Here is a 24422-nt window from a genome sequence, read left to right as displayed (position 1 = left end):
TTCAGCGGACTCGTCCGGCGAACGAGATCAGGAGTCCGTAGAGCTTGTCCTGCAACTTCGCGGGGAGGAACCGCGCGAGCAGCGACACCTTGGCCACCTGCCCGACCGGATAGCGCGCCGCGGGGTCGGTCAGGTTCGCGGCGTCGAGAATCGTCTCGGCCACGCGCCGGGGTTCGACCGCGCCGGGACCGCCGCCGCCGATGGCCTCGGTGTCCTCCAGTACGGAGTACAGCGAGTCGTAGGCTCCGGACCGCTCCAGCCCATCGATTTCGTCGTTCGCGCGCTCGGCGAAGGCGGTGTCGACCGGGCCGGGTTCGACCAGCACCACGTCGATGCCGTACTCGTCCACTTCGGGCCGGAGCGCGTCCGAAATCCCCTCCATGGCGAACTTCGACCCGTTGTAGATGCCGATGCCGGGCGTGGCGACCCGACCGGCGACGCTGGAGACGTTGACGATGGTGCCGGTCCGGCGCTCTCGCATGTGGGGCAGGACCTCGCGGGCGAGGCGGTGCGGGCCGAAGACGTTGACCTCGAACTGCTCCTCGACGCGCTCTACGGGCACGTCCTCGACGGGGCCGACCTGCGCGTACCCGGCGTTGTTGACCAGACAGTCGATGCGGCCCTGCTCGTCGATGATACGTTCGACCGTGCGCTCCACGTCGTCTTCGTCGGTCACGTCGAGGGTCCCGATGTTGGCCCCGGCCTCGCCGAGCGCTTGGATGTCGGCGGGGTTCCGGGCGGTCGCGTAGACTTCCCACCCGTCTTCGAGGAAGACGTGGGCCGTCTCGCGTCCGATGCCCGACGAGCAACCAGTGATGAGAACGGTTTCGGTCACACTCACACGTCGGGGCGGGGACAGTTAAGTTTCGTCGCTCCGCGGGTATAGCGCGGAGGTAGAGACGGGTGTCTGCCCCGGAAGTATAATATTTTCATCTCGTACGCGCAGGACTGCGCGCACGTGACCCTCCCCAACTCCGACCGGCTGGGAGACTCGGAAGGCGTTTTCCGAACCTGACCCCTCCCTTATCCTAGATAATTGTTAACAGCTCTCGTGGTGTGGTGTCACCGGGATACCCATGAGCGAGAGCGACATTCCGGGCTACACCTACGGCGAGGAGTCGGTGGCCGAATCGCCCGTGACGGCCGAGGAGTTCGAGAAGTTACAGCAGACGGTGATGTGGTCCGACGAGGACGAGAAACACCTCCGGATGGCGGGCGACGTGCTGGAGGACCAAATCGACGACGTGCTTGAGGTGTGGTACGGGTTCGTCGGCGACCACGACTTCCTGCTTAAGTACTTCGCCACGCCCGAGGGCGAACCCATCGAGGAGTACCTCGACCGGGTGCGCGAGCGATTCGGCCAGTGGATTCGTGACACCTGCAACCCGCCTTACGACGAGGAGTGGCTCGACTACCAGCACGAAATCGCGCTCCGGCACCGCGACAAGAAGAACCAGACCGACGAGGTGGACTCAGTTCCCATCGTCCACCTTCGGTACATGATAGCGTTCGTCTACCCGATTACCGCGACGATTCGCCAGTTCCTCGAGAACAGCGACCACGACGACGAGACGGTCCGAAAGATGCACGACGCGTGGTTCAAGTCGGTGGTGCTACAGGTGACCCTCTGGAGTCAACCCTACGCAAAAGAGGACGATTTCTGACCGGGGTCGAATCTACTCGGCGGCGGCGTCGTCTTCGAACTCGATTTCGGTGCTGTCGGACCCGCCGGACAGCAGTGACGCAATCGCCACCGAACTACCGGTCATCAGGCCGGTCTTCGTGCCGTCGCCGCCGACCGCTCGCGCGGCCAGCGTTGCGACGACGAACGCGACGATACCGTTCAGGAGGCTCTTTTTGAGTCCCATGTCCTTCGATACGATAGGTCTGTTAAAATAAGCATCTATCGTTCCCGGTCGGCGAAAACGGCAGACGGGACGCTCGCCGTCCTCGAATCGCAAGTGAAAGAAGACTGTCCGAGTTACTGCGGGCTCGGACTGCCGGTGCCCTGACGACCGACCTGTCGGTCGAGCGCCGACCCGGTGATGTTCTTCAGGCGGTCCACGAGACTGTCCTTCTCGGCCTCGCCCGCGAGGGCGACTTCCAGCACTTCGCTGATGTGGGAGACGGGGATGATTTCGATCTGCTCCTCGTACTCCTCTTCTATCATCACGTCGTCCTCGTTGGCCTTCGGGATGATGACCCGGTCGAGACCCGCCTTCGCGGCGGCCTCGATTTTGTGGGTGACGCCGCCGACCGGAAGCACGTCGCCCCGGACCGACAGCGAACCGGTCATGGCGAGGTCCTGCTCGACGGAGATGTCCTCCAGCGCGGAGATGACCGCGGTGGCGACCGTAATCGACGCCGAGTCGCCGTCCACGCCCTGCTGGCCCGCTTGCACGAACTGGATGTGAACGTCCTTCTCGGAGATGTCCTCGTCGCTGAACTTCTTGATGATGGCAGAGACGTTCTGGACTGCCTCGGCGGCCATGTCCTTGAGTTGCCCGGTGGCGATGACTTCGCCCGGCCCCTGCGAGGGCGTGACCTCCGCCATCACGGGGAGGACGATACCGGAGTCCTCGCCCATGACTGCGAGTCCGTTGACGCGGCCGACCACGTCGCCCGCGTTGACGGTGAGTTCGTAGTCCTTGCGGCGTTCGATGTACTCGTCGGCGACCTGCTGCTCGATGGAGCGACTCCGGCGCTTGGCCTGCAAGACGTCCTCGCGCTCGGTCTGGTCTTTGTTCTCGGCGCGAGCGATGTCGCCCGCGACGCGAACGAGTCCGCCGAGGTCACGCAGTTTGAGGGTGAGGTGGTCCTTGCGGCCCGACCGGCGCTGGGCTTCGAGGATGACCTCCTCGACGGCCTCCTCGTTGAAGTGCGGGAGGCGGCCGTCCTTCTCGACCTCTTGGGCGATGAACCGGGTGTACTTCCGGCGCATCTCCGGGGTGTCCTCGATGGTGTCGTCCATGTAGACCTCGTACCCGTATCCCTTGATACGCGAGCGCAGGGCGGGGTGCATGTTCTCCATCGCGTCCATGTTCCCCGCGGCGATCATGATGAAGTCACAGGGGACGGGTTCGGTCTGGACCATCGCGCCCGAGGAGCGCTCGGACTGGCCCGTGATGGAGAACTCGCCCTCCTGAATCGCGGTCATCAGCTTCTGCTGGGACCGGATGTCGAGGGTGTTGATCTCGTCCACGAACAGCACGCCCTTGTTGGCCTTGTGGATGGCACCCGGCTCCACGCGGTCGTGGCTCGGGGTCTCCATCCCGCCGGACTGGAAGGGGTCGTGGCGAACGTCGCCCAGCAGCGCACCGGCGTGGGCACCGGTGGCGTCCTCGAAGGGCGCGGTGGTCTGGTCGGCGTGGTTGACCAGCAGGTTGGGAATCATCGCGTCGTTGCCCCGCGAGCCGTAGCGGAACGCGAGGTAGATGACGCCAGCCGCGAGGATGCCCAGCAGCGGCCGGGTTGCGATGAGCAGCGAGTAGCCCACCACGATGGCGATGATGACCCACATCAGGAACGAGCGCATCTGGTTGCGCTTGCGGGCCTCCTCCTTGTGGGCCTCGATAATCTGGTCGCCCTTGCCCGCGGGGACGGTCCGAACCTTCGGTTCGTTGCCGTCGTCGGGGTTGTGGTAGACGAGTACGTCCTGAAGGTCCTCCTTCGGGAGGAGTTCGCTCATCGCCTTCGCCAGCATCGACTTGCCCGTACCGGGCGTGCCGATCATCATGACGTGGCGGCGCTGCTTGGCCGCCTTCTGGACCACGTCGCGGGCGTGGTCCTGCCCGATGACCTGGTCCACCAGTCGGTCGGGAATATCTATCTCGTCGGTAGTCTCGATCTCCAGACCGCCGAGCAAATCGGCCTCGACTGCGGCGTCGTCTGCGATATCGGGTTCGACGTCGCTGCCGAGGTCCTCGAACTCCGAGCCCCCCTGCTCGGTCGTTTGCTCCGGCGGCGGAGCCTCGTTATCGGTGTCCTTGCTCATAGAACTGTCCTGTACGTGTCTGAATTGAGGGCTGGAGAATTGATATACTTTCTCCCTCGATTCGCCCGAGGCGGCTACGTCAGACTTCCGGAGAAACCGGCCGAAACCGCCGTTTTCTCTGGACGCGGAGACTCGCCACCCTTATAAAACCGCGCCGTGCAACGGTACGTATGACTCGCGGATTTTACATCGGGCGGTTTCAGCCCTACCACAACGGCCACCACAACGTGGTCCAGAGCATCGCCGAGGAGGTAGACGAGTTGGTCCTCGGCATCGGGAGCGCGGGCGACTCCCACACGCGACACGACCCCTTCACCGCTGGCGAGCGCATCATGATGATAACCAAGTCGCTCGTGGACGAGGACCTCGTGACCTACGCGGTCCCAATCGAGGACTTGGACCGAAACTCGGTGTGGGTCAGTCACGTCCAGAGCATGAGTCCGGACTTCGACGTGGCCTACTCGAACAATCCCCTCGTCATCCAACTGTTCGAGGAGGCGGGCGTCGAGGTGCGCCAGTCGCCGATGTACAACCGCGACGTGCTGGAGGGCACCGAGGTCCGCGACCGGATGATAGCGGGCGACGACTGGGAGTCGCTGGTCCCGGACGCGGTCGTCGAAGTCGTCGAGGAGACCGGCGGTCTGGAGCGAATTCGGCGCGTGAGCGATTCGGACTCGAACGGGGCGACTCCGTCTTAGAGGGCCTTTCTCCCGGTCCAGTAGCTTCCGAGAAGGGCCGCGAGGCCACCCAGTAGTGCGGGCGTGTTGAGCATGCAGACGTTGCACCCGTCGGAGAAGCCGATTCCGTACCACCGGACGACCAGTCGCGGGGCGTGCTTCGCGGACTCGGGACATCCGGCGAGCGTGCATCCTCGGCTGGTCCAACCGACGTAGACGAGTGGAATCCCGACCGCGACGAGGGCGAGCGAGACCGCGAGCCAGCGTTTGTTCACGTTGCTGTGGTTCTCTGGACGAGTGAAAGTATTGTCGAGTTATTGACTGGGAGACAGTTGTCTTTCTGAATCGTATCGGAGAGGAGGCTCTGTTTGGCAGTGGTGAGTTCAGTCGAGCGCGCTCCGCAGTCCGGTGCGCTACTCCTCTACCGGGTCGCTGGTGCGGCAGTAGGGGCACTCGCTTCGTCCGGCGTCGATTCGGTGGTCGCAGATGCGGCAGGACGCCCATCTCCCGGAAGAGTTCGGGTTGACGGGACCGAAGAGTCCGAACTCGGCGTGAACCGCCAGCAGGACGCCGCCGACGAACAGCCCGGCGGCGACCAGCGGCGCTGGCGACGCCGACTGACTCGCGGTGCTGACCGCGGCGGCGGCCGCGACGGCCGATTCGAGCGTGAATGCGCCCGGGCCGAGCGTGCCGACTGTGAGCATCCCGACGACTGCGACCAGAAGTGCGATACTCCGAAGCAACTGCGTTCGGGTCCCCTCTCTCCCACCCATCGGGTCCATGCACGACCCCAGACGGGACGGCCCTAAAACGGTTGCTAATCGCCGCTACGCTCCTGTTAGCGATTCTACGTCTCTGGTTCGGAGTCGGCGGTGTAGGCCAGTTCGAGCTGGAGGAGCGCCGAGCAGGAGACGTTCTCCACGTCGACGTCGATGCCCTCGACCTGCTCGTTCAGGAAGCCGTTGCACCGGCCCTTCTCGATGATGTTCTCGATGGTCGCCGGAGACCCGCACTCCGGGCAGTCGAAGTAGTAGCCGTCGTTGCTCTCGTGGATGGCGTCGGGTTCGAGTTCCATCCGCGCGGCCTCGTCCCAGTCCACGTCGTCGGGCGCGTTTGCGTTCGCCATGGGTCAGTTGACGGTGGAGAGACGGGTAACGCCTACGGCCAGCGAGCAGGCGTCAGGGCTGGTCGCTCGCCTTCCGAAACCCACAAACGCCGCTCGCACCAAGCCACCGCCAATGGAGAAACTGGAGCGGTACGAACCGCTGGTCGAGGAGTTCGACGCTTTCCTCGAAGCCTGCCAGCGCACGCTTCCCTCGGTCGTCCGGGTCAACACCATCAAGGCGACCCCGGAGCGCGCGAAGGCGGCGCTGGACGAGGAGGGCGTCGGGTGGACCGACCGCGAGTGGTCCGAGACGGTCTTGGAGTTGGACACCGACAACCCCGGAAGCACGTGGGCGTCCTATCACGGCTGGATTCACGGCCAAGAGGAGGTCTCGGCGATTCCGGCCGAAGTCCTCGCGCCGGAACCCGGCGAGCGCGTCTGGGACGCCTGCGCCGCGCCGGGGAGCAAGACCACCCAGCTCTCGGCGCTGATGGACGACGAGGGACTGGTCGTCGCCAACGACAACAACCTCGGGAGGCTCTCGGCCCTGCGGTTCAACACCGAGCGACTGGGCGTCACCAACACCGCGGTCACCAACACCGACTCGCGGAACTTCTCGCTCAAGCCCTTCGACTTCTCGGCCTTCGACAAGGCGCTGGTGGACGTGCCCTGCTCGTGTGAGGGCACCATCCGGAAGAACCCGACCGCGCTGGACGACTGGACGATGGACCACGTCCGGAGCGTCGCGGGCGTCCAGAAGGGCATCCTCCGGCGCGCGGTTCAGGCGACCGGAGAGGGCGGCACCGTGGTCTACTCGACCTGCACCTTCGCGCCCGAGGAGAACGAGGCCGTCCTCGATTACGTCCTCGACGAGGAGGACTGCCGACTGGTCGAGTTCGACCTCGGCCTCGACTCCCGGCCCGGCGTCACCGAGTTCGAGGGCGAGGAGTACGACGAGAGCGTCCGGAAGGCCAAGCGGTTCTACCCGCACCACAACGACACGGGCGGGTTCTTCTGCGCGAAACTGGAGGTGGAGGGATGACAGAGCAATCGAACGACCCGACAGACGAAACCCCCACGAACGACGGCCAGCAGTTCGACCGCCTGCCCGCCACCGCCGAGGAGCGCGAAGTCGAGGGGCGGGCGACCCGACAAGAGGTGCTGGACTGGTGGGACCAGCGATTCGAGATTCCGCCCGAGACCTTCGAGGAGTACACCTTCTGGGAGAAGGGCAAGGGCAAAATCTGGATTCTTCACGGCGACATCTCCTCGCCCCTCCGAATCGAGGCCCTCGGGATGAAGTTCCTCCGCACTCGCCAAGAACACTGGAAGCCGACGACCAACGCGGTCCAGCGGTTCGGCCGCGAGGCGAGCAAGAACGTCGTGGAAGTCACCCGCGAGCAGGCCCGGCGCTTCGTCCGCGGCGAGGACCAAGAGTTGGACTGGGACGGCGACTGGGGCTACCTGGTCGTGAGCCACGACCTCGCCGGGGACCCCGAACCCCTCGGCGTCGGCCTCTACGTTCACGGGGAACTCCGGAGTCCCGTGCCGAAGGGCCGCCAGCGGGACCTTTAATTTCTCTTCCGGACCGTCCCGCCGCTCAGTCCCTCCCACTCGACTGCGAATCCTAACTCCGAGAGGAGCGCGCTGGCGTCTCCAATCCCGCGCTCGGCCAGCGCGTCTTCGACCGTCGAGAACGCCATCCCGTCCTCGATTTCGTCGGCGAGGTCGGCGAGGACCGACGGCCGGACGAGGATCCGACCGACGCGCTCGTGGTCGGGGAAGGACTTGGCCTCGATAGCGTCCTCGCTGACGCCGCGCTCCTCGGCGAGGGCTTCGAGCGTGATTGCGTCGGCCTCGGGGACGATTTCGTCGGGGAGGTCGGCGGCGTTCTCGGCGACCAGTTCCTCCTCGTAGCGCCGGAGGGCGTCGCGCACGTCCTTAATTCGAATCGTCCCCGAGTAGGGAATCGCGCGGTGGTCGCGTGCCTCGATGTCCTCGCCGACGCCGAGACTCTCGTCCACCGCGACCAGCAGTTCCACGTCCTCGACAGTTTCGAGTTGGCTCAGTTTCTTCTCGACGTACTCGGGCGTCCAGAAGCCCATGACCTCGAAGAACGCGCGGAAGTCGCCGTGCTGATAGTCGAACGCGAAGTCCGGAATCATGACCCGCGCGCCGGTTTCGAGGGGTTCGGGTTCGCGGGTGAGTTCCCAGTCCAAGTCCAGGGACTCGAACCGGGCGGCGAAGTCGGCCTCGACGCCGCTGTCGAAGGTCACGTCCGCGACCGGTTCGGTGCCGGGGACGCGGATCGGGTCGGCGTCCGACAGCGAGAGGGTTCGCTCGGTGCCGTAGTCGTCGATAGTCGCCGAGAGCGTCCACGAGTCGGCCTTGGCGACGGTCCGGAGGAGGCGCGCGAACCGGGTCCCGTACCGGCGCGTCGAGCGGAAGAGGGCGTCCGGCCCGGTGACGACGACCTCGCGGTCCGAGAGGGATTTCTTGTCGCCCCCTCCGTCTGCCCCGCCTCCAGACTTCCGAATCTCGTACATCAGTCGCAGGCGCTTGACCGCCGAGACCAGCGCCTTCGGGTCGGCGGTCCGGACTCGGAGTTCGGTCGCATCGAAAAGGGCTGTCTGGGCGAGTGAGAGGTTGTACTGCGCCAGCAGTTCGTCGGGACTCCACCGGGCGTCGAACTCGGCAAGTACCTGTCGCTCGTCCAAGTCGGCGTAGAGGGAGTCGGCGACCGCCTCGGGGTCGGCCGCGAGCCGCTGGCCCGCCCGCTGGAGGGCCTCGGCGCGCTCCGCCTCCGAGACCACGCCGACCGCCTCGGCCTCCTCGAAGGCGGCCCGGCGGGCGCGCTCCGGGGGGACCGCGGCCTCGGTCTCGAAGACGGCCTCGCGGTCCAGCAGTTTGGCGAATCCCCGGACGAGTTTGAAGTGGTCCGCGTCGGCTTCCAACTCCTTGAGCGCGGCGTCGAGGTCGCTCCGAGGTTCGCCGACGTGGCCCTGATACGTGCCGAGGACCCGCGCGGCCAGCGGGCGATGCTCCCGGCCCGCGAACTGCGGGTGGTAGCCACCGCCCGCCCGGGAGACGCGGAGCAGGTCCTTCGTCAGCATACCTGTCTCTGGGGTCGGCGCGTACAAAAGCAGTCGGAACCTCGGAAGCGCGGGGTCGGAAGCGCAGGGTCGGCAGAACAGGGTCGGAAGCGCAGGGCCAAGCAGAAGACCCATTGTGCTGGACTGGGACCCTCGGCTATGCGCAGACGTGACACGCTCCGGAGGTGTGCGGTCCTCGGTGCGACCGGCGGCCTCGCGCTCCTCGCGGGTTGCTCGGGAGGAGGCGGCGGAGACGGCGGAAGTGGCGGCGGGGACGAATCGGCGGAGTCGTCGCTGTCGGTCGAGACCTTCAACTACGAGGAGGGCGACGACGGCGCACTGGTGGTCACCGTCTCGGTGACGAACGCGGGCGATTCTTCGGCCTCCGGAAAACTCTACGTGACCGTGAGCGCGGCGGAGCCGACCGCGAAGACCGAAACCACGGACGACGGCGACGACACCACCGCGGCCCGCGAATCGCTCGACGTGACGGTGCCCGCGGGCGAGACCAAAACCGTCGAGGTGCCCTTCGAGTTCACCGTCGAGCAGTTCGAGCAAGACGGGTCGCTGGAAGTGGACCTCCGGGCGTAGTTGTGAGGTTGGCGGCTATCTTCTGCGCTCGGCCACGCGCTCCTCGGCGGTCTCGGCGCTGACGACCTCGTAGAGGAGGGCGGGCCGCCCGTCGTCTTTCGGGCGGAGGATGCGACCGAGTCGCTGGGTGAACTCGCGTTCGCTCCCGCTCCCCGAGAGGACGACCGCGACGTTGGCGTCGGGCACGTCCACGCCCTCGTCCAGCACGTTCGAGGTCACGATGCGGGAGTACTCGCCCTCGCGGAACCGACTCAGGATTTCTCTGCGCTCGGCGGTCGGGGTCTGGTGGGTGACGGCGGGGAGCAGGAATCGCTCCGAGAGGCGATACACGAGGTCGTTGTGGGCCGTGAAGACGATGACCCGGTCGTCGCGGTGGTCGGCGAGGACGGACTGGAGGGCCTCGACCTTCGCCTCGCTGTTCATCATGACTTCTCGGGCGCGTTGTTTGGCCAGCAGCGCCTCGCGGGCCTCGGGGTCCGACCCCGAGCGCTTGACGAGTTCCTGATAGTCGCTCCCGCTCCGCATCTGGATGTTGGACTTGGCGAGGTAGTTCGTGAACACCTCGTTCGCTTCCTCGTAGCGCTGGCGCTCGTCGTCGGTCAGCGCGACTTCGAGGCGCTTGATGTCGTAGGGCGCGAGGTGTTCGCCCGCGAGTTCCTCGGGGTCGATGGCGTAGACTTTCCCGCCCACCAACTCGGCGACGACTTCGTGTGCGCCGTCGGGGCGCTCGAACGTCGCGGTCAGGCCCATCCGGGCCGGTGCGGCCAGCAGTCGAGCGATGTCCCGATACCCCTCGCCGCCGAGGTGGTGAACCTCGTCGAAGATTGCCAGTCCGAACCGGTCGCCCAGTTCGTCGGCCCGGAGGTACGCCGAGTCGTAGGTCGAGACCGTCAGCGCCTCGACGTTCTGCTCGCCGCCGCCCAACTGGCCGACCGGGACGCCGAACTCGGCTTCCAACTCGCGCCGCCACTGCTCCAGCAGGTCGATGGTCGGGACGACGACGATGGTCGCAGTCTGGTGGTCCTCGATTGCCTTCAGGCCGATGACGGTCTTGCCGCTCCCGGTCGGGAGTTCGAGGACTCCTCGGCGATTTTCCGCCTCCCACGCCGCGAGGGCCTCCCGCTGGTACTCGCGGAGTTCGTAGGTCGAGGAGAGATTCGGCAGGTCGGGCGCGTCGAGAACTCGGTCCTCGACGGAGAGTCCTCGGTCGTCCAACCACCCGCGCAGGGCGGCGTACCGGAAGGCGGGCGCTCGGCGTGTCTTCGACCGGGCGTCGGCCTCGGTGTACGGGGGGTCGAGATCGGGGTCGGCCTCGACTCGGATGGTCCCCTCCTCGAAGGTGAGCGTCGCGTCGGACACGGATTAGTGGGTTCTCGGTGCCCGCGCGACATAAGCGGATTGCCGTCGGTCGGTGGACGGTCGGAGGGGAGCAGACATAGCAAATAATTTCTTTAGTTATTGTTTTTATTTCCTAAGAATGCATCAAGATGGTCGAAGGGATATGCGAGCGAGCGCCCGCCGCGGCGGGCGCTCGCGGACGCTCGGTGAGTTTTCCACCGGCGAACGCTCGGTGGCTCATCCACCAGCGCGCCCGACGCAACGGTCCACAGGCAAACGCTCGACCGGCCAACCGACAGGGAGGATGAAGGGCGGGGCTTCAGGAAAAACAAAATATCGTCTGTTCTGCGGTTCACCGTTCTGTCGAGAAAAAATCGACCGGGGCTTCAAGAAGACAACACCACCTTACTGTTCGCAGTCACGATCACATCCAGACAGGAACAGTTGGGCGAGGGCTTCAAAAAGCGTCCATCACTACGATTCTGCTCCCAAGTCCGTTCTACCAACGCTCGCTCGCACCCAAAACAGAAACTCGCCAACCGAAACCCACCGCTACGCCACAGTTCGACGCTAAAACGGTCGTTCTCTGACGGAATTCTACTTCAAATTAGGCACGGAGATTAAGTTGCCAGATGGCGTTGTGCCGATGCACACATGGGGGACCAGACCAAGCGAGAAGCGGCCCGGCACGTGGACCGCGTCATCGAGGAGGTAGCGGCGTGGCCGAACGTCAACACCGAGGAACACCGCTTCGAGGGCCGAGAGTTCACCCTCGGACCGCGCGAGGTGGGCCACGTCCACCGCTGGGGTATCGTGGACGTGCCGTTCACGAAGGGCCTGCGCGACGCGCTCGTCGCCGAAGGGAGGACCGAAGAACACCACGTCGTCCCGGAGTCGGGGTGGACCACGCTCTTCATCCAAGACGAAAGCGACGTCGCGCGCGGGATTTGGCTCCTCCGGCTGTCGTACCTCTATCACGTCAACAACTTGAAGAAGACGCCCGCGGGAGCCGAGAAGTTCGAGAACGTGGACGTTCCGGCGGAGTTAGAGGAGTTAGACATTAGCGAGGAGGTTCGGGCGGCGTTCGAGCGCCGGGGACTACACTCGACGCCCTGAGCGCGGCGGGGACCCTTACAGGTTCCCGACGTCCACCGCCTCGTCTCGGGAGACCTGCAACGCGGTTTCGCCGTCCTTCTCGGTCTTTGTACTCTCGTGTTTCAACGAACTGGTCTGCGAATAGGAGACGCTGACGGCGTACGGGTACGACACCCCGACCGAGAAGTTGTTGTACGTCCCCTTCCAGGTGTGGTCGTAGACGCCGAGGATGTAGGTGTCGTCGTTCCCGTTGCAGTTGGGGTCGTCCTCCTCGTAGAGGAACAAGTTAGCGTCTTCGAGTGCCGAGTACCCCTCCTCGTCCGACCGGGACGAACTGCAGTCGTTGCCGTCGTTTTTCCAGTCCTGGAATATCTGGGCGTCGTCGACCTCCCAGCCGAAGCCGCTGAGGGAGTAGGCGCTGTCCTCGTAGGTGACGTTGTCCGAGGATTCGGACATCTCTGCCAGATTATCGGTGTTGTACTTCCAGCACTCTCCCTTCCAGCCCATGCCGCAGGTGTCCAGCGGATCCTCGCCGTAGCTCGTATTGTAGCAGTTGCCGACTAGCCCGGAGTCGTACTCGTAGTTAATCGAGAAGTACAACTGGAAGGCCAGACTTGCGCAATACTCGTATCCATCTGTCGTCATCGAAAGTGTGGCGTCGATTCCCATCGTATCCACGCTGTCGACCTTTTGGGCCGACGGCCCGTCGGAATTATCCTTGTCATCGAAAGCGTAGCGTTGCGTCTGCTGAACGACGCCGTAACCCTTGGAACGAAGATAGGTCTCCCACGCCTGTTTTGGCTTCCGAACGCGATAGTTTCGAGCACGCTCTTTCGCGTTCGGCTTTCCACTCTGTCGAATGTTTTCGGCCACCTTCGCAGCTTTCTCGTCGGCTTCTCGTCGGATTTCTATGGCCCGCCTGACGTCTTTCTTGAACTGACTCGGTTCGTGACGTGCGGCGGTCAACGAGGTACCGATACCGGCGACGCCGACGCCCGCTCCGATGGTCTTTAGCACGTCTCTTCTGCTATTTCTGCCATTACTTCCGTTATTTCCTGGCATACAATTTCCAATCAAAGCAGTATAATATATATATTTCTAACGTATTTTTATATAAGATAAGTTATGGAGAAGTTATTTCTTTCTGTTGATGGAAGGGAGGGCTATGAACCGACGTTCGTTTGGGGCTCTCGTCGCAACCGTAGGAGTTGCTGGCCTATCCGGATGTCTCTCCGAGTATCTCGATTCCGGTAACGAACAAACTCACGAGGTACTCGTAGTGAACGAAACCGACGAGAGGCAACTCCTGACGGTCACGGTCACGAACGCGGAAGGTGAGCGACTCTTTCGTCACGAGTATCGCCTCGATCCACAAAAAGTGGACGAGTCTCGGGAGTTCTCCGGCAAACCCGCGACGGTACGCGTAGCGGTCGAGGGTGGGGTAGACGAAACGCTCGAGTATCAATCGGACACCGAGTGTCAACCGGACGCGAACGTACTCGGTATCGGAATCAGTGCGGAGCAGACCATCGAACTGTTCTACGAGTGCGGCTGACTGGTGTCTTCGTCTCCCGCTCGGAATGCGTTGCGACAGACGCTGTCAAGGGTACCAGACACTGTTCAGTGTGCGACGGTAGTGCGACCACTAGCCCGCCCGTTTTCTGAATCCTTAAACGCGCCCAACCGTTTGTACCGCATATGACCGACGAGGAGACTACCGAGCAGGTGCGGAAGGACGCCGACAACGAGGCCGCCGAGGAGGAAGTCGAAGACGAATCCGGGGACGTTCTCGGCCCGGAAAGCACCCAACTCGTCGCCGAGGTCGCAACGCAGGACGCCCAACTCGCCACGGACCTCGAAGCACACCTCGCGGAACTGGAGGCCGACAAGCAGGAGGCCGAGGAGCGCGCCGAGGACCTCGAATCCAAGCTCAAGCGCAACCGCGCGGACTTCCAGAACTACAAGAAGCGCGCCAAGAAGCGCCAAGAGCAGATGAAAGAGCGCGCGACCGAGGACCTCGTGGAGAACCTGCTCGACGTGCGCGACAACCTCAAGCGCGCCGTCGAGGACAACCACGAGAACGTCGAGAGCCTGCAGGAGGGCGTCGAGATGACGCTGAAAGAACTCGACCATGTCTTCGAGGACGAGAACGTCGAGGAGATAGCGCCCGAACCCGGCACCGAGACCGACCCCCAGCGCCACGAGGTCATGATGCAAGTCGAGAGCGACCAGCCGGAGGGGACGGTGGCCGACGTGTACCAACCCGGCTACGAGATGGGCGAGAAGGTCCTCCGGGCCGCGCAGGTGACCGTCAGCGACGGCGAGGAGTAAAACCGTTTGAGTCGATTTTTGGGTTTCGAGCTTAGAAGGCTTCGACTACCTTGCTGAGCAGTAACGGAGAAGTCGGCAGAGTCGGTTTAGAAAGCCCCCACACGCTCGCGGTCGCTCAGCAGGATATTTCGCGGGCGCAGTTTTGCGCCCGCGAAATAGTGCCTGTCTGAGACGACTACCGCGAAATAGTGCCTGTCTGAGACAACTAAAATGAACGCGAGCGCGTGCCCCTTTCAGTCCACCCAAACTGGCGGTCTGTTGGTCGAGCGTCCGCCAGTGGACTCTGTAGTTGAGCGTTCGCCGGCAGACGAGTCGCCGAGCAGAACCGATTCGTGTCTGAATTCTGCAGATTATTTCGACCGGTCGAGAACCGGTAGAATTGCGGTCCGATATATAAGTATGTCATTCACGGGCACAGGACATTTCCAAAACCGCAAGACAGCGAGAGGATTGTTCTGCGAGCCTGTACGCCGAGACTAGCAAGGCTTAAACGGCAGAACCCGCAACGTATCGAACAAGATGGCGAGCAACAAGATTCTGGGCATCGACCTCGGCACCACGAACAGCGCGTTCGCGGTCATGGAGGGCGGCGACCCGGAGATTATCGTCAACAGCGAGGGCGACCGCACCACGCCCTCGGTCGTCGCCTTCGACGACGGTGAGCGTCTCGTCGGGAAACCCGCCAAGAATCAGGCGGTCCAGAACCCCGACCACACGATTCAGTCCATCAAGCGCCACATGGGCGAGGACGACTACACCGTCGAAATCGACGACGAGGAGTACACGCCCGAGCAAATCTCGGCGATGATCCTCCAGAAGATCAAGCGAGACGCAGAGGAGTATCTCGGTGACGACATCGAGAAGGCGGTCATCACGGTCCCCGCCTACTTCAACGACAAACAGCGCCAGGCGACCAAGGACGCCGGGGAAATCGCTGGCTTCGAGGTCGAGCGCATCGTCAACGAGCCGACCGCGGCCTCGATGGCCTACGGGCTGGACGACGAGTCCGACCAGACCGTCCTCGTGTACGACCTCGGCGGTGGCACCTTCGACGTCTCCATCCTCGATTTGGGTGGCGGCGTCTACGAGGTCGTCGCCACGAACGGTGACAACGACCTCGGGGGCGACGACTGGGACGAGGCCATCATCGACTACCTGGCCGACGAGTTCGAGAACGACCACGGCATCGACCTCCGCGAGGACCGACAGGCCCTCCAGCGCCTGAAGGACGCCGCGGAGGAGGCCAAAATCGAACTCTCCTCGCGCAAGGAGACCGACATCAACCTCCCGTTCATCACGGCGACCGACGAGGGGCCGGTCCACCTCGAAGACAGCCTGACTCGCGCGAAGTTCGAGAGTCTGACCTCCGACCTCATCGAGCGCACCGTCGGCCCGACCGAGCAGGCGCTCGAAGACGCGGGCTACTCGAAGAGCGACATCGACGAGGTCATCCTCGTGGGTGGCTCGACTCGGATGCCCCAAGTACAGGAGAAGGTCGAGGAGATGACCGGCCAGGAGCCGAAGAAGAACGTCAACCCCGACGAGGCGGTCGCGCTCGGCGCGGCGATTCAGGGCGGCGTCCTCTCGGGCGACGTGGACGACATCGTCCTGCTCGACGTGACGCCCCTCTCGCTCGGTATCGAGGTCAAGGGCGGCCTCTTCGAGCGCCTCATCGACAAGAACACCACCATCCCGACCGAGGAGTCGAAGGTGTTCACCACCGCGGCGGACAACCAGACCTCGGTGCAGGTCCGTGTCTTCCAGGGCGAGCGCGAAATCGCCGAGGAGAACGAACTCCTCGGCGAGTTCCAGCTGACGGGCATCCCGCCCGCCCCGGCCGGAACCCCGCAAATCGAGGTCTCGTTCAACATCGACGAGAACGGCATCGTCAACGTCTCCGCCGAGGACCAAGGCTCCGGTAATCAGGAAGAGATTACCATCGAGGGCGGCGCTGGTCTCTCGGACGAGCAGATCGAGGAGATGCAGGAAGAGGCAGAGAAGCACCAGGAAGAAGACCAGAAGCGCCGCGAGCGCATCGAGGCCCGCAACGAGGCCGAGAGCGCGGTCCAGCGCGCCGAGACCCTGCTGGACGAGAACGAGGAGAACATCGACGACGACCTCCGCAACGACATCGAGGTCGAAATCGAGACAGTCAAGGAGGTCCTCGAAGACGAGGACGCTTCGAAGGAGAAACTCGAGGAAGCCACCGAGGCGCTCTCGGAGGAGCTTCAGGAAATCGGCAAGCAGATGTACCAGCAGCAGGCCCAAGCCGGTGCTGGCGGTGCCGGACCGGGCGGCGCTGGCGCAGGACCCGGCGGCGCGGCGGGCGCTGGCCCCGGCGGCATGGGCGGTCAGGCCGGACCGGGCGGCGCTGGCGGCGACGGCGACGAGTACGTAGACGCCGACTTCGAAGACGTTGACGACGAGGAAGAGCAATAGCGACGACGAGTCGTCTGCTCGTCAGAGCTTGCCTCTGACGGTGTTGACGACGAGGACGACGAGTACGCTCCTCGACCGTCCGAAATCGGCTCGTCACAGCAACGGACCCTTGAAGTAACTCCGTCTTTTATCGACTCACAACGAATGAGCGAGGACTTCTACGACGTGCTCGGCGTGAGCAGGGACGCCGACGAAGAGGAGATCAAGGACGCCTACCGCGAGAAGGCGACCGAGTACCACCCCGACGTGAGCGACGACCCGAACGCCGAGGAGAAGTTCAAGAAGGTAAAGAAGGCCAAGGAAGTGCTGACCGACGACGAGAAGCGCCAAGCCTACGACCAGATGGGCCACGAGCGCTTCGAGCAGGCCGAGAAGCGCGGCGGCTTCGACGGCGGTCGCGGCGCTGGCGGTGCCGGGGGCATGGGCGGCGGTCCCTTCGGCGGCGGCACGGGCGGCGGCAACATGGGCGGCGGCATGGGCGACATCTTCGAGCAGTTCTTCGGCGGCGGTGGCGGCGGTCGCCAGTCCAACCGCCCGCAGAAGGGCCAAGACCTCCGGACGCGCCTGACCATCGACCTCGAAGACGCCTACGAGGGCGTCCAGAAGCAGGTCAGCGTCCGCCGACCCGAGACCTGCGACGACTGCGACGGCGAGGGCCACCCGCCGGGCACCGATTCCCACACCTGCGAGGAGTGTAACGGTCGCGGGCAGGTCACGCAGGTCCAGCAGACCCCGCTCGGTCGCGTCCAGCAGACCCAGACCTGCCGACGCTGTGGCGGCGAGGGCGAAATCTACGCCGAGACGTGTTCGACCTGCGGCGGCGACGGCACGGTCCGCAAGGAGGCCACTCTCTCGGTCGAGGTCCCGGCGGGCATCCAGTCGGGCCAGACCCTCCAGATGGAGCGCGAGGGCGCGCCCGGCGAGAACGGCGGCCCGAACGGCGACCTCCTCATCGAAGTCGAAATCGAGGACCACCCGGACTTCGAGCGCGACGGCGACGACCTCCGGCGACAGGAACCCATCTCCTTCCCGCAGGCCACCTTCGGCGACACCATCGAGATTCCGACGATAGACGGGAGCGTCGAGATGGACGTGCCCGCGGGCACCCAGAGCGGCGAGACCTTCCGCCTGAAGGACAAGGGGATGCCTCGCCTCCGGCGGCGCGGTCACGGCGACCTCTACGTGAAAGTGCAGGTCGTCACGCCCGAGAACCTCAACGACGAGCAGAAGGAAGCCCTCCAGCAGTTCGCCGAGGCGGGCGGCGAGGAGGTCAGCGTCGACGAGGGCTTCTTCGAGAAGATTAAGAACAGCTTTTGAGACCACGCTCCCACCGTTTTACCCGAGCGAATCGTCGCGGAGTTCGGTAGCGTCGCGGGAATCGAGGCCGGGGAGACGAACTTTTTGCCCGCGGGGTTCCTACTTCGAATCGATGCCGCCAGCGCCCCAATACGAGTCGTTCGCCGCCGTCACGATGCTCGTCCTCGGCCTGCTCGTCATGCTCGCTCGGGCCTCCCAGGCGATGTTCGAGGAGTCAGACGACCGGGACGAGGACGAGGCTGGTACCGGAGACGAAAGCGAGTGGGGCGCGAGCGAGTCCCAGATTCCCGCGACCGGCGCGGCCCGAATCGAGCGACACACCGACACCGGAACGGGCCGCCACGAGCGCCGCGTTCTGGACGAGAGCGGGGGCAATCCGTGGCCCGACGAGAGTGACGAGAGCAACCGGTGGAGCGACGAGGGCGACGGCCCGTGGGGCGAAAACGAGGCCGAGGAGCAGGCCCGACGAGCGCGAGACGAGACGCCGGACCGGCGCGAGCAGGGCGAACTCGACTTCTCGACGGGGGCCTTGCTGGCGAACGTGGCGTTCAGTCAGGGCGTCTTCGGCGTGGCCCTCCTCGGCGCGGTGTGGATTGCGGGCATCCCGCCGGTCGCGCTCGGCGTGAACCCCGCCGACCCGTGGAGCCTCGGCCTCCCGGCGGTCGCGGTCGGCGTCGCCTTCGGCGTCGCGCTCTACGTCGCCAACGAACTCTCCGCGAAAGTCGCCGACGTGGCGGGCGTGGACTACTCGGAGGGCCTGCGCGAGGCGCTCGCTCCCGACTCGCTCGCCGGGTGGGCGATTCTCCTCGGGGTCGTCCTCCCGGTCATCGCCGGGTTCGAGGAGTTGCTCTTCCGGGCCGCGCTGGTCGGCGTGTTCGCGGCCGGATTCGGCGTCTCGCCGTGGATTCTGGCGGTGTTCTCGACCGTCGCGTTCGCCATCGGCCACGGCGCGCAGGGGCCGGGCGGCGTCGCGGTGACGGGCCTGCTGGGGTTCGCGCTGGCCGCGGCGTTCGTCCTCACGGGGAGCCTGCTGGTCGTGGTCGTCGCCCACTATCTGGTCAACGCGCTGGAGTTCGTGGTCCACGAGGGCTTGGACATCGAGTGGGCCTGAGACAACCTTTTTGCGATTCGATAGGTAAGCTTCCGAGTAGGGATGGCCGACGACTCGCTTCCGGACAGCGCAGGCGGTCGCGGCAACGCGGACGATGCCAGCGGGACCGACGGCTTCTTCGGCTTCGTCGCGGGCCTCTACGCGGCGGCCGTCGCGGCACCGACGGTCGCAATCGCGGTCGCGCTCGGCGGAACCACCGACCCCGGCGCGCTCTTTTTCGTCCTCCTCGGGACCGCAGTCGCCGCGGTGGGAGGCGTCGGCTTGCTCGCCCGCCACCGGTCGCTGGCGGTCCGACTCGGCAGTTCGCGCTGGATTTGGGCCGCGATGGCGCTCCCGTTCGGCTACCTCGGTGGACTGGTCGCCGCGGGGGTCGCTCGGGGAGCGGCCGTCACGGGACCGATTGCGGGCGTCGCGGTCGTCGGCGTGGTGGCGGGGACGATTTCGAGCGTCGGCCTCGCCGTCGCCGCGCGGAACCGCTACGCCGACGCCGTGCTGGCCGACGCCGAGACGCTGGTCCGGTTCAGCGCCCCGGCCCCGGAGCGCGACGCCCGCCTCCTCAAGCGAGCGGCCGCGGGACTCCTCGCGGTGAGCGTCGTCGGCTTCGGCGTCTCGCTGGCCGTCGAGTTCGCCCCGCTCCGGTGGTTCTTCCAACTGGTCGCGCCGATGGCCAGCGGGCTGTTCGGCACGACCACCGAGCGCCGGGTGGCCGTGACAGACGCGGGCCTGCTGGTCGGCAACGCGGTCCAGCGGACCGTCCGGCCGTGGTCGGCCTTCGAGAGCTACGACGTGACCGACGAGGCCATCGTGGTCCGGCGCTCGGGGTGGTCGGCGTGGGGCCTCCTCGACGTGCGCCGGAACCCCGTCGAAGTCGAGGAGGTAGCGGACCCGGAAGAAATCGCCGCGGCGCTCGGCGAGTACCTGCCGCGCGAGCAGTAGAGAAATATTTTGATTGCTTTAGAAATTGTAGGGATATTTTAAGCACACCTAAACCTGTTTCTGAGCGCCGAACCGACGCGACTTTTCCGACGCCTTCCTAACCCCCGCGCATGGACGCACTCGGCGACCTCGTGGCCCGGAGTCGGCGCTCGGAGGAGTCCGCACTGCTCGCGCCCGGCGAGAACCGGACCTACGACTACCACCGGTTCTGCACGACGGCGTGGAAGACCGGCAACTTCTGGCGGCGGCGAGGAGTCCACGACGAGGCCACCGTCGCGGTCGCCGACGACCCCGAACCCGAGGTCGTCTTCTCCTTCTTCGGGGCGGCCCTGCTGGGCGCGCGGACCCGGTTCGGCCTGCCCGACCCCGCCGCCGAGGACCTCGACGCCCGCATCGCGGTCGCGCCCGCCGACGAAATCGGCGACTACGAGGTCCCGCCGGGCACCCAGCGCGTCGGCTACGGCGGCCCGCCCGACGACCCCGCGGTCGCCCACTTCGAGCGCGACGTGTGGAGCGAGAACCCCTCCTTCCCCGAGACGCCCATCGACCCCGGGACGGTCGCGCTGGTCGCTGGAGAAGCTGAATTTTCCCACGCCGACTTGCTCTCCGCCGCGCGCGAGGTCGCCGACGACTGGGGGCTCGAACCGGGCGACGAGGTGGCGGTCCGCGCGCCGCTCGCGGACCCCGGTACCGTGGTCGCCGGAATCGTTGCGCCGCTCCTCGCTGGCGCGGCGATTCTGCTTCCGGACGAGGATTCGGTCGGTGATTTCGGGGTCGTGGCGGGGTCCGGAGATTCGGACGGAGGAGTTCCGGAGTCGGAGACTGTCGAGGCGTCTGCGGTGATTTGAGGGCGTGAGGGTATTGCTGGTCCAGACAGAGTGAACCGTCGAACTGTCGTGGTGAACGTTTCTCGAAGCCCCCGCCCGGTCGCGGTCACGTGAGCGAAGCGAACGTGACCTCGGGAGACGCGGTTTGTCTCCCGGCGGTCGCTGGTCGGCATATCCTCGGTCTCTCCGCACAACCCGACCTCGGATAGGGGCCGACCAGCGACCAAGCGTTGCGCGACCGGGCGGCCCCTTCATCCCACCCGTCGGTTATTTGGCCGAGCGTCTGCAGTCGGTTAGTCGGCAGGCCGTCGCTCGGTGGCGTTTCCGCCCGCCATCGCATCTCCGACGTCCTGTAATCGAACCAGAGGGAAATCGCTTTAATTCGACCGTCCGTCGCTAAGCGTATGCCCGGCGTAGCCTTCTCTCGCGGCGAGCGCGTCGCCCTCTACACAATCGAGCGCGAGGACACCGAGTTCCTCCAGCGCGGTCGCAACCACCCGGTCGTCCGCGGTCCTCTCGGTCTGGCCGACCCCACGAACGCCACGCAGGTCGAGGAGACCATCGAGGAGTGGTTCGAGACCGACGAGGGCGTCGGTCTGCTGGCCTGTCTGGAGTCCGACGACGAGGATTCGGACCCCGAGGATTCAGACGCCGACCCGACGCCAATCGGCGTGGTGACCGCCAAGGACATCCACCTGACTCGCCCCGAGGTCGCATACTGGCTCTTCCCCGACTACCACGGCGAGGGGTACGCCACCGAGGCCCTGTCGCTCCTGCTCGACCACGTCTTCGACACTCACGACGCCCGCGGCGTCGAGGCCCGCGTCTTCTCGCACAACGACGCCTCGCAGGCCCTGCTCGACCGCCTCGGGTTCACCCGCGAGGGCGAACTCCGAGAGAACCGGTTCGTGGAGGGCGAGTACCGCGACGAGTACGTCTACGGCCTCCTCCGCGAGGAGTGGGTCGAGGAGAGACGAGCGGACGAGCGATGACCGACCGAGCGTTCTGGAAAGGTTCGACGCTCCGGTTCGCGGGACTCGGAACGCTCGCTCTCGCTGTCGGTGTCGTCGGCGGCGTCGTGGCGTTCGGAGTCCTCGATGTCACTCGCACTCCGCCGCCGATAGACGACCTCCTCGTCTCGAACGAGGACGACGCGAATCGTACCGTTCGGGTCGCCGTCTTCCCGGCGAACGGGTCCGGCGAATCTGCGGCCTTCGAGGCGAACGTGACGCTCACGCCCGACGAACGCCGCTCGTTCGCCGAGACGACCGAGCGCGACGAGACGTACAGACTCCTCGTCGCAGTAGACGGCCGCGAACCCGAATCGTTCGAGATAGTCGGACCCGACCGGCGATGTGCGACAATCGTTCAGGTCGAATCGAACGCGACGGCAGATGTCTGGAGAGGATGCACCTGAGCGAGAAAGAGCGAAAGAGAGGAAGAAGAAGAGCCAGACAATCGGATTACTCGGCGTTCTCCAACTTGTCGAGCGCCTCGGGATTCTCGATGGAGGACATGTCCCCGAGGTCCTCGCCCGTGTAGGTCGCCTCGATGGCCCGCCGGATGATTTTGCCCGACTGGGTCTTGGGGAACTCGGAGACGAACAGGACCTCGCGGGGCTTGAAGGGCTTGCCGAGTTCCTCGCCGACCTGCTCGCGCAACTCCTCGCGGAGCGAGTCGCTGACCTCGAAGCCGTCTTCGAGGATGACGTAGCTCACCACGGCCTGCCCGGTGGTGTCGTCGGGCACGCCGACCGCGGCGGCCTGATTCACGGCCTCGTGGTCGATGAGCGCGCCCTCGACCTCGGCGGGACCGACCTTCCGGCCCGCCACGTTGATGGCGTCGTCGGCCCGGCCGTGGAGGAACCAGAAGCCCTCGGCGTCCTTCTGCGCCCAGTCGCCGTGGTCCCACAGCGGCGGGTCCTCGAAGGACGACCAGTACTCGTCCAGATAGCGCTCGTCGCCCGACCAGAGCGATTTGGTCATCGAGGGACAGGAGTCGCGGGCCACGAGGAAGCCCCGCTCGTGGGTGTCGGCGATGGACTCGCCCTGGGAGTTCACGATGTCGATGTCCATGCCGAGTCCCGGCCCGCCGAGGGTGCAGGGCTTGAGCGACTGGGTTGGCATCGGCATGAGGAAGCAACCCATGATTTCGGTCCCGCCGGAGATGTTGATGATTGGTGCCTCGCTTCCGCCGACCTTCTCGTAGAACCACATCCAGCTCTCGGGGTCCCACGGTTCGCCGGTCGAACCCAGCAGGCGCAGGGTCGAGAGGTCGTGTTTCTCGACGTACTCGTCGCCGTACTTCCGGAGGGCGCGAATCGCGGTCGGCGAGATGCCGAACGTCGAGATGCCGTGGCGGTCTATCATCTCCCAGAAGCGGTCGGGTTCGGGGTGGTCGGGCGCACCTTCGTACATGAAGATAGTGCCGCCGAAGGCGTGGTTGCCGATGAGCGTCCACGGCCCCATCATCCACCCGATGTCGCTGACCCAGAAGAAGCGGTCGCTGGGCTTGTGGTCGAAGCCGAAGTAAATCTCCTTGGCGGCCTGCATCAAGGCTCCGGCGTGGGTGTGGACGATGCCCTTGGGCTTGCCGGTGGTCCCCGACGAGTACAGCAGCATCGACTCGTCGCTGGAATCCATCGACTTGGTGTCGTACTCGTCGGACTGGGTCTCGACCGCCTCGTCCCACGACTCGTCTCGGCTCCGCCACTTCATCGACACCTCGTCGCTGGAGATGTGGCCGAGTCGCTCGTAGACGATGGTGTGTTCGACGTGGCCCGCTTGGTCGATGGCCTCGTCGGCGGCGTCCTTCAGCAGGACCTCGTCGCCCCGCCGATAGAAGCCATCGGCCGTGAACAGCACCTCGCACTCGGGGTCCTCGATTCGGGTCGCGGTCGCGTCCACGCCGAACCCGGAGAAGATGGGTACGACGATTGCGCCGACCTTGAACGCGCCGTAGAGGATGGAGACGACCTCCGGCACCATCGGCATGTAGAGACCGACCGAGTCGCCCGCCTCGACGCCGCGCTCTTCGAGTGCGTTGGCGACCTTGTTGGACTGGCGCGCGAGTTCGTGGTAGGTGATTTCTCGGACCTCGCCGTCCTCGCCCTCCCAGATGGTGGCGACCTTGTTGCGGGTCTCGCTGTCGGGTTCCGCGTGGCGGTCCACGACGTTGTGGGCGATGTTCAACTCGCCGCCCTCGTACCACTCCGAGAACTGGGGTCCGTCGCTGTTATCTCGGATACTGTCGTAGTCCTCGTAGAAGTCGATGCCGAGGTAGTCCACGAGTTCGTCCCAGAACCACTCGACGCCGGACGCCTCGACGCCTTCGACCTCCGAGGTGGTGCGCTCGATTAACTCGTCGTAGTCCTCGATGTCGTGTTCCTGCATGAACTGGTAGACGTTGGTCGATTCCACGAACTCCTCGGTCGGCTCGTGAACGACCTCGTCTACGTCTTCGAGTGTATCCATGATGTCCTCCTGTTCGCAAAAATTGGCGGGGTCTGCCAAGTAATTTGCTCAACGACCTGTTCGCGGACTGAGTCTCCGTCCGTCCTCGGCCTTCCT

Annotated in this window: 25 protein-coding genes; 15 read left to right on the top strand and 10 right to left on the bottom strand. The window is 65.1% G+C overall.

From position 1 onward, the window contains the following. Position 1: 1 nt before the first annotated feature. Positions 2 to 835 carry an SDR family oxidoreductase gene (locus EPL01_RS11555; RefSeq protein WP_135825428.1) on the bottom strand — a complete coding sequence of 278 codons (834 nt, stop codon included), beginning with the start codon at positions 833 to 835 and terminating at the stop codon, positions 2 to 4. A 241-nt stretch (positions 836 to 1076) separates the two neighbouring features. On the opposite strand from EPL01_RS11555, the gene EPL01_RS11550 reads away from it, so the two are divergent. After that, positions 1077 to 1664: a protoglobin domain-containing protein gene (locus EPL01_RS11550; protein WP_135825427.1), complete on the top strand. Its 588-nt coding sequence runs from the start codon at positions 1077 to 1079 to the stop codon at positions 1662 to 1664. Between the two features lie 12 nt (positions 1665 to 1676). Here EPL01_RS11550 and EPL01_RS11545 read toward each other — a convergent pair whose 3' ends face one another. After that, complete coding sequence (locus EPL01_RS11545; protein WP_135825426.1) at positions 1677 to 1868, bottom strand: hypothetical protein; 192 nt, start codon at positions 1866 to 1868, stop codon at positions 1677 to 1679. A gap of 113 nt (positions 1869 to 1981) precedes the next feature. Further along, positions 1982 to 3994, bottom strand: coding sequence for an ATP-dependent protease LonB (gene lonB, locus EPL01_RS11540; RefSeq protein ID WP_135825425.1), 2013 nt, complete (start codon positions 3992 to 3994; stop codon positions 1982 to 1984). 170 nt (positions 3995 to 4164) lie between these two features. On the opposite strand from lonB, the gene EPL01_RS11535 reads away from it, so the two are divergent. Beyond that, complete coding sequence (locus EPL01_RS11535) at positions 4165 to 4692, top strand: nicotinamide-nucleotide adenylyltransferase (RefSeq protein WP_135825424.1); 528 nt, start codon at positions 4165 to 4167, stop codon at positions 4690 to 4692. On the opposite strand, the gene EPL01_RS11530 is transcribed toward EPL01_RS11535, so the two are convergent. The 3 genes from EPL01_RS11530 to EPL01_RS11520 form a co-directional block, all read right to left on the bottom strand. Further along, positions 4689 to 4946 (bottom strand): hypothetical protein, encoded by a 258-nt coding sequence (locus EPL01_RS11530; RefSeq protein WP_135825423.1) that lies wholly within the window; start codon positions 4944 to 4946, stop codon positions 4689 to 4691. The two genes, EPL01_RS11535 and EPL01_RS11530, sit on opposite strands and share 4 nt — an antisense overlap. A 138-nt stretch (positions 4947 to 5084) precedes the next feature. Continuing rightward, positions 5085 to 5453: a hypothetical protein gene (locus tag EPL01_RS11525; RefSeq protein WP_135825422.1), complete on the bottom strand. Its 369-nt coding sequence runs from the start codon at positions 5451 to 5453 to the stop codon at positions 5085 to 5087. Between the two features lie 65 nt (positions 5454 to 5518). Next, the gene (locus tag EPL01_RS11520; protein ID WP_210424133.1) at positions 5519 to 5797 is read right to left on the bottom strand and encodes a hypothetical protein; all 279 of its coding nucleotides are present in this window, start codon (positions 5795 to 5797) and stop codon (positions 5519 to 5521) included. 112 nt (positions 5798 to 5909) lie between these two features. On the opposite strand from EPL01_RS11520, the gene EPL01_RS11515 reads away from it, so the two are divergent. Together EPL01_RS11515 and EPL01_RS11510 are read left to right on the top strand one after the other, a co-directional pair. After that, positions 5910 to 6818, top strand: coding sequence for an RsmB/NOP family class I SAM-dependent RNA methyltransferase (locus EPL01_RS11515; RefSeq protein ID WP_135825421.1), 909 nt, complete (start codon positions 5910 to 5912; stop codon positions 6816 to 6818). Continuing rightward, the gene (locus EPL01_RS11510) at positions 6815 to 7351 is read left to right on the top strand and encodes a DUF7122 family protein (RefSeq protein ID WP_135825420.1); all 537 of its coding nucleotides are present in this window, start codon (positions 6815 to 6817) and stop codon (positions 7349 to 7351) included. Before EPL01_RS11515 ends, EPL01_RS11510 begins: the two co-directional genes overlap by 4 nt. Here the strand turns inward: EPL01_RS11510 and EPL01_RS11505 are convergent. Next, positions 7348 to 8889 carry a DUF790 family protein gene (locus EPL01_RS11505; RefSeq protein WP_135825419.1) on the bottom strand — a complete coding sequence of 514 codons (1542 nt, stop codon included), beginning with the start codon at positions 8887 to 8889 and terminating at the stop codon, positions 7348 to 7350. The two genes, EPL01_RS11510 and EPL01_RS11505, sit on opposite strands and share 4 nt — an antisense overlap. Before the next feature lie 138 nt (positions 8890 to 9027). Here EPL01_RS11505 and EPL01_RS11500 point away from each other — a divergent pair, with 138 nt between their 5' ends. After that, positions 9028 to 9459, top strand: a complete 432-nt coding sequence (locus EPL01_RS11500; protein WP_135825418.1) for a hypothetical protein — start codon at positions 9028 to 9030, stop codon at positions 9457 to 9459. A gap of 15 nt (positions 9460 to 9474) precedes the next feature. On the opposite strand, the gene EPL01_RS11495 is transcribed toward EPL01_RS11500, so the two are convergent. Further along, positions 9475 to 10818 carry a DEAD/DEAH box helicase family protein gene (locus EPL01_RS11495; RefSeq protein WP_135825417.1) on the bottom strand — a complete coding sequence of 448 codons (1344 nt, stop codon included), beginning with the start codon at positions 10816 to 10818 and terminating at the stop codon, positions 9475 to 9477. 633 nt (positions 10819 to 11451) lie between these two features. Between EPL01_RS11495 and EPL01_RS11490 the strand changes: the two genes are divergently transcribed. Continuing rightward, positions 11452 to 11913 carry a luciferase domain-containing protein gene (locus EPL01_RS11490; protein ID WP_135825416.1) on the top strand — a complete coding sequence of 154 codons (462 nt, stop codon included), beginning with the start codon at positions 11452 to 11454 and terminating at the stop codon, positions 11911 to 11913. 15 nt (positions 11914 to 11928) lie between these two features. Here the strand turns inward: EPL01_RS11490 and EPL01_RS11485 are convergent, their stop codons facing one another. After that, positions 11929 to 12954: a twin-arginine translocation signal domain-containing protein gene (locus EPL01_RS11485; RefSeq protein ID WP_135825415.1), complete on the bottom strand. Its 1026-nt coding sequence runs from the start codon at positions 12952 to 12954 to the stop codon at positions 11929 to 11931. A gap of 103 nt (positions 12955 to 13057) precedes the next feature. On the opposite strand from EPL01_RS11485, the gene EPL01_RS11480 reads away from it, so the two are divergent. The 9 genes from EPL01_RS11480 (at position 13058) to EPL01_RS11440 (ending at position 22270) form a co-directional block, all read left to right on the top strand. Next, positions 13058 to 13447 (top strand): Ig-like domain-containing protein, encoded by a 390-nt coding sequence (locus tag EPL01_RS11480; protein ID WP_135825414.1) that lies wholly within the window; start codon positions 13058 to 13060, stop codon positions 13445 to 13447. Between the two features lie 143 nt (positions 13448 to 13590). After that, positions 13591 to 14223 carry a nucleotide exchange factor GrpE gene (locus tag EPL01_RS11475; protein ID WP_135825413.1) on the top strand — a complete coding sequence of 211 codons (633 nt, stop codon included), beginning with the start codon at positions 13591 to 13593 and terminating at the stop codon, positions 14221 to 14223. Positions 14224 to 14742: 519 nt separating this feature from the next. Next, positions 14743 to 16662 carry a molecular chaperone DnaK gene (gene dnaK / locus EPL01_RS11470; protein WP_135825412.1) on the top strand — a complete coding sequence of 640 codons (1920 nt, stop codon included), beginning with the start codon at positions 14743 to 14745 and terminating at the stop codon, positions 16660 to 16662. Positions 16663 to 16806: 144 nt separating this feature from the next. Further along, entirely contained in the window at positions 16807 to 17979 is a 1173-nt protein-coding gene (gene dnaJ / locus EPL01_RS11465) for a molecular chaperone DnaJ (protein ID WP_135825411.1), read from the top strand. 112 nt (positions 17980 to 18091) lie between these two features. Further along, positions 18092 to 19090 carry a CPBP family intramembrane glutamic endopeptidase gene (locus EPL01_RS11460; RefSeq protein WP_246045683.1) on the top strand — a complete coding sequence of 333 codons (999 nt, stop codon included), beginning with the start codon at positions 18092 to 18094 and terminating at the stop codon, positions 19088 to 19090. Between the two features lie 42 nt (positions 19091 to 19132). Beyond that, the gene (locus tag EPL01_RS11455) at positions 19133 to 20026 is read left to right on the top strand and encodes a hypothetical protein (protein ID WP_135825410.1); all 894 of its coding nucleotides are present in this window, start codon (positions 19133 to 19135) and stop codon (positions 20024 to 20026) included. Between the two features lie 110 nt (positions 20027 to 20136). Continuing rightward, complete coding sequence (locus EPL01_RS11450) at positions 20137 to 20874, top strand: long-chain fatty acid--CoA ligase (RefSeq protein WP_135825409.1); 738 nt, start codon at positions 20137 to 20139, stop codon at positions 20872 to 20874. 383 nt (positions 20875 to 21257) lie between these two features. Next, positions 21258 to 21845, top strand: a complete 588-nt coding sequence (locus tag EPL01_RS11445; RefSeq protein WP_135825408.1) for a GNAT family N-acetyltransferase — start codon at positions 21258 to 21260, stop codon at positions 21843 to 21845. Then, on the top strand, positions 21842 to 22270 hold the full coding sequence (locus EPL01_RS11440; protein ID WP_135825407.1) for an Ig-like domain-containing protein: 429 nt from the start codon (positions 21842 to 21844) through the stop codon (positions 22268 to 22270). The genes EPL01_RS11445 and EPL01_RS11440 overlap by 4 nt, the downstream gene beginning before the upstream one ends. Positions 22271 to 22316: 46 nt before the next feature. Here the strand turns inward: EPL01_RS11440 and EPL01_RS11435 are convergent, their stop codons facing one another. Continuing rightward, a complete protein-coding gene (locus EPL01_RS11435; RefSeq protein WP_135825406.1) occupies positions 22317 to 24326 on the bottom strand; it encodes an AMP-binding protein in 2010 nt (669 codons plus the stop codon). Positions 24327 to 24422 lie beyond the last annotated feature (96 nt).

This window comes from Halorussus ruber, from assembly GCF_004765785.1.
GTDB classification, from domain to species: Archaea; Halobacteriota; Halobacteria; order Halobacteriales; family Haladaptataceae; genus Halorussus; species Halorussus ruber.
The sequence above is the reverse complement of the archived record's forward strand: the minus strand, read 5'-3'. Positions and strand labels throughout refer to the sequence as shown.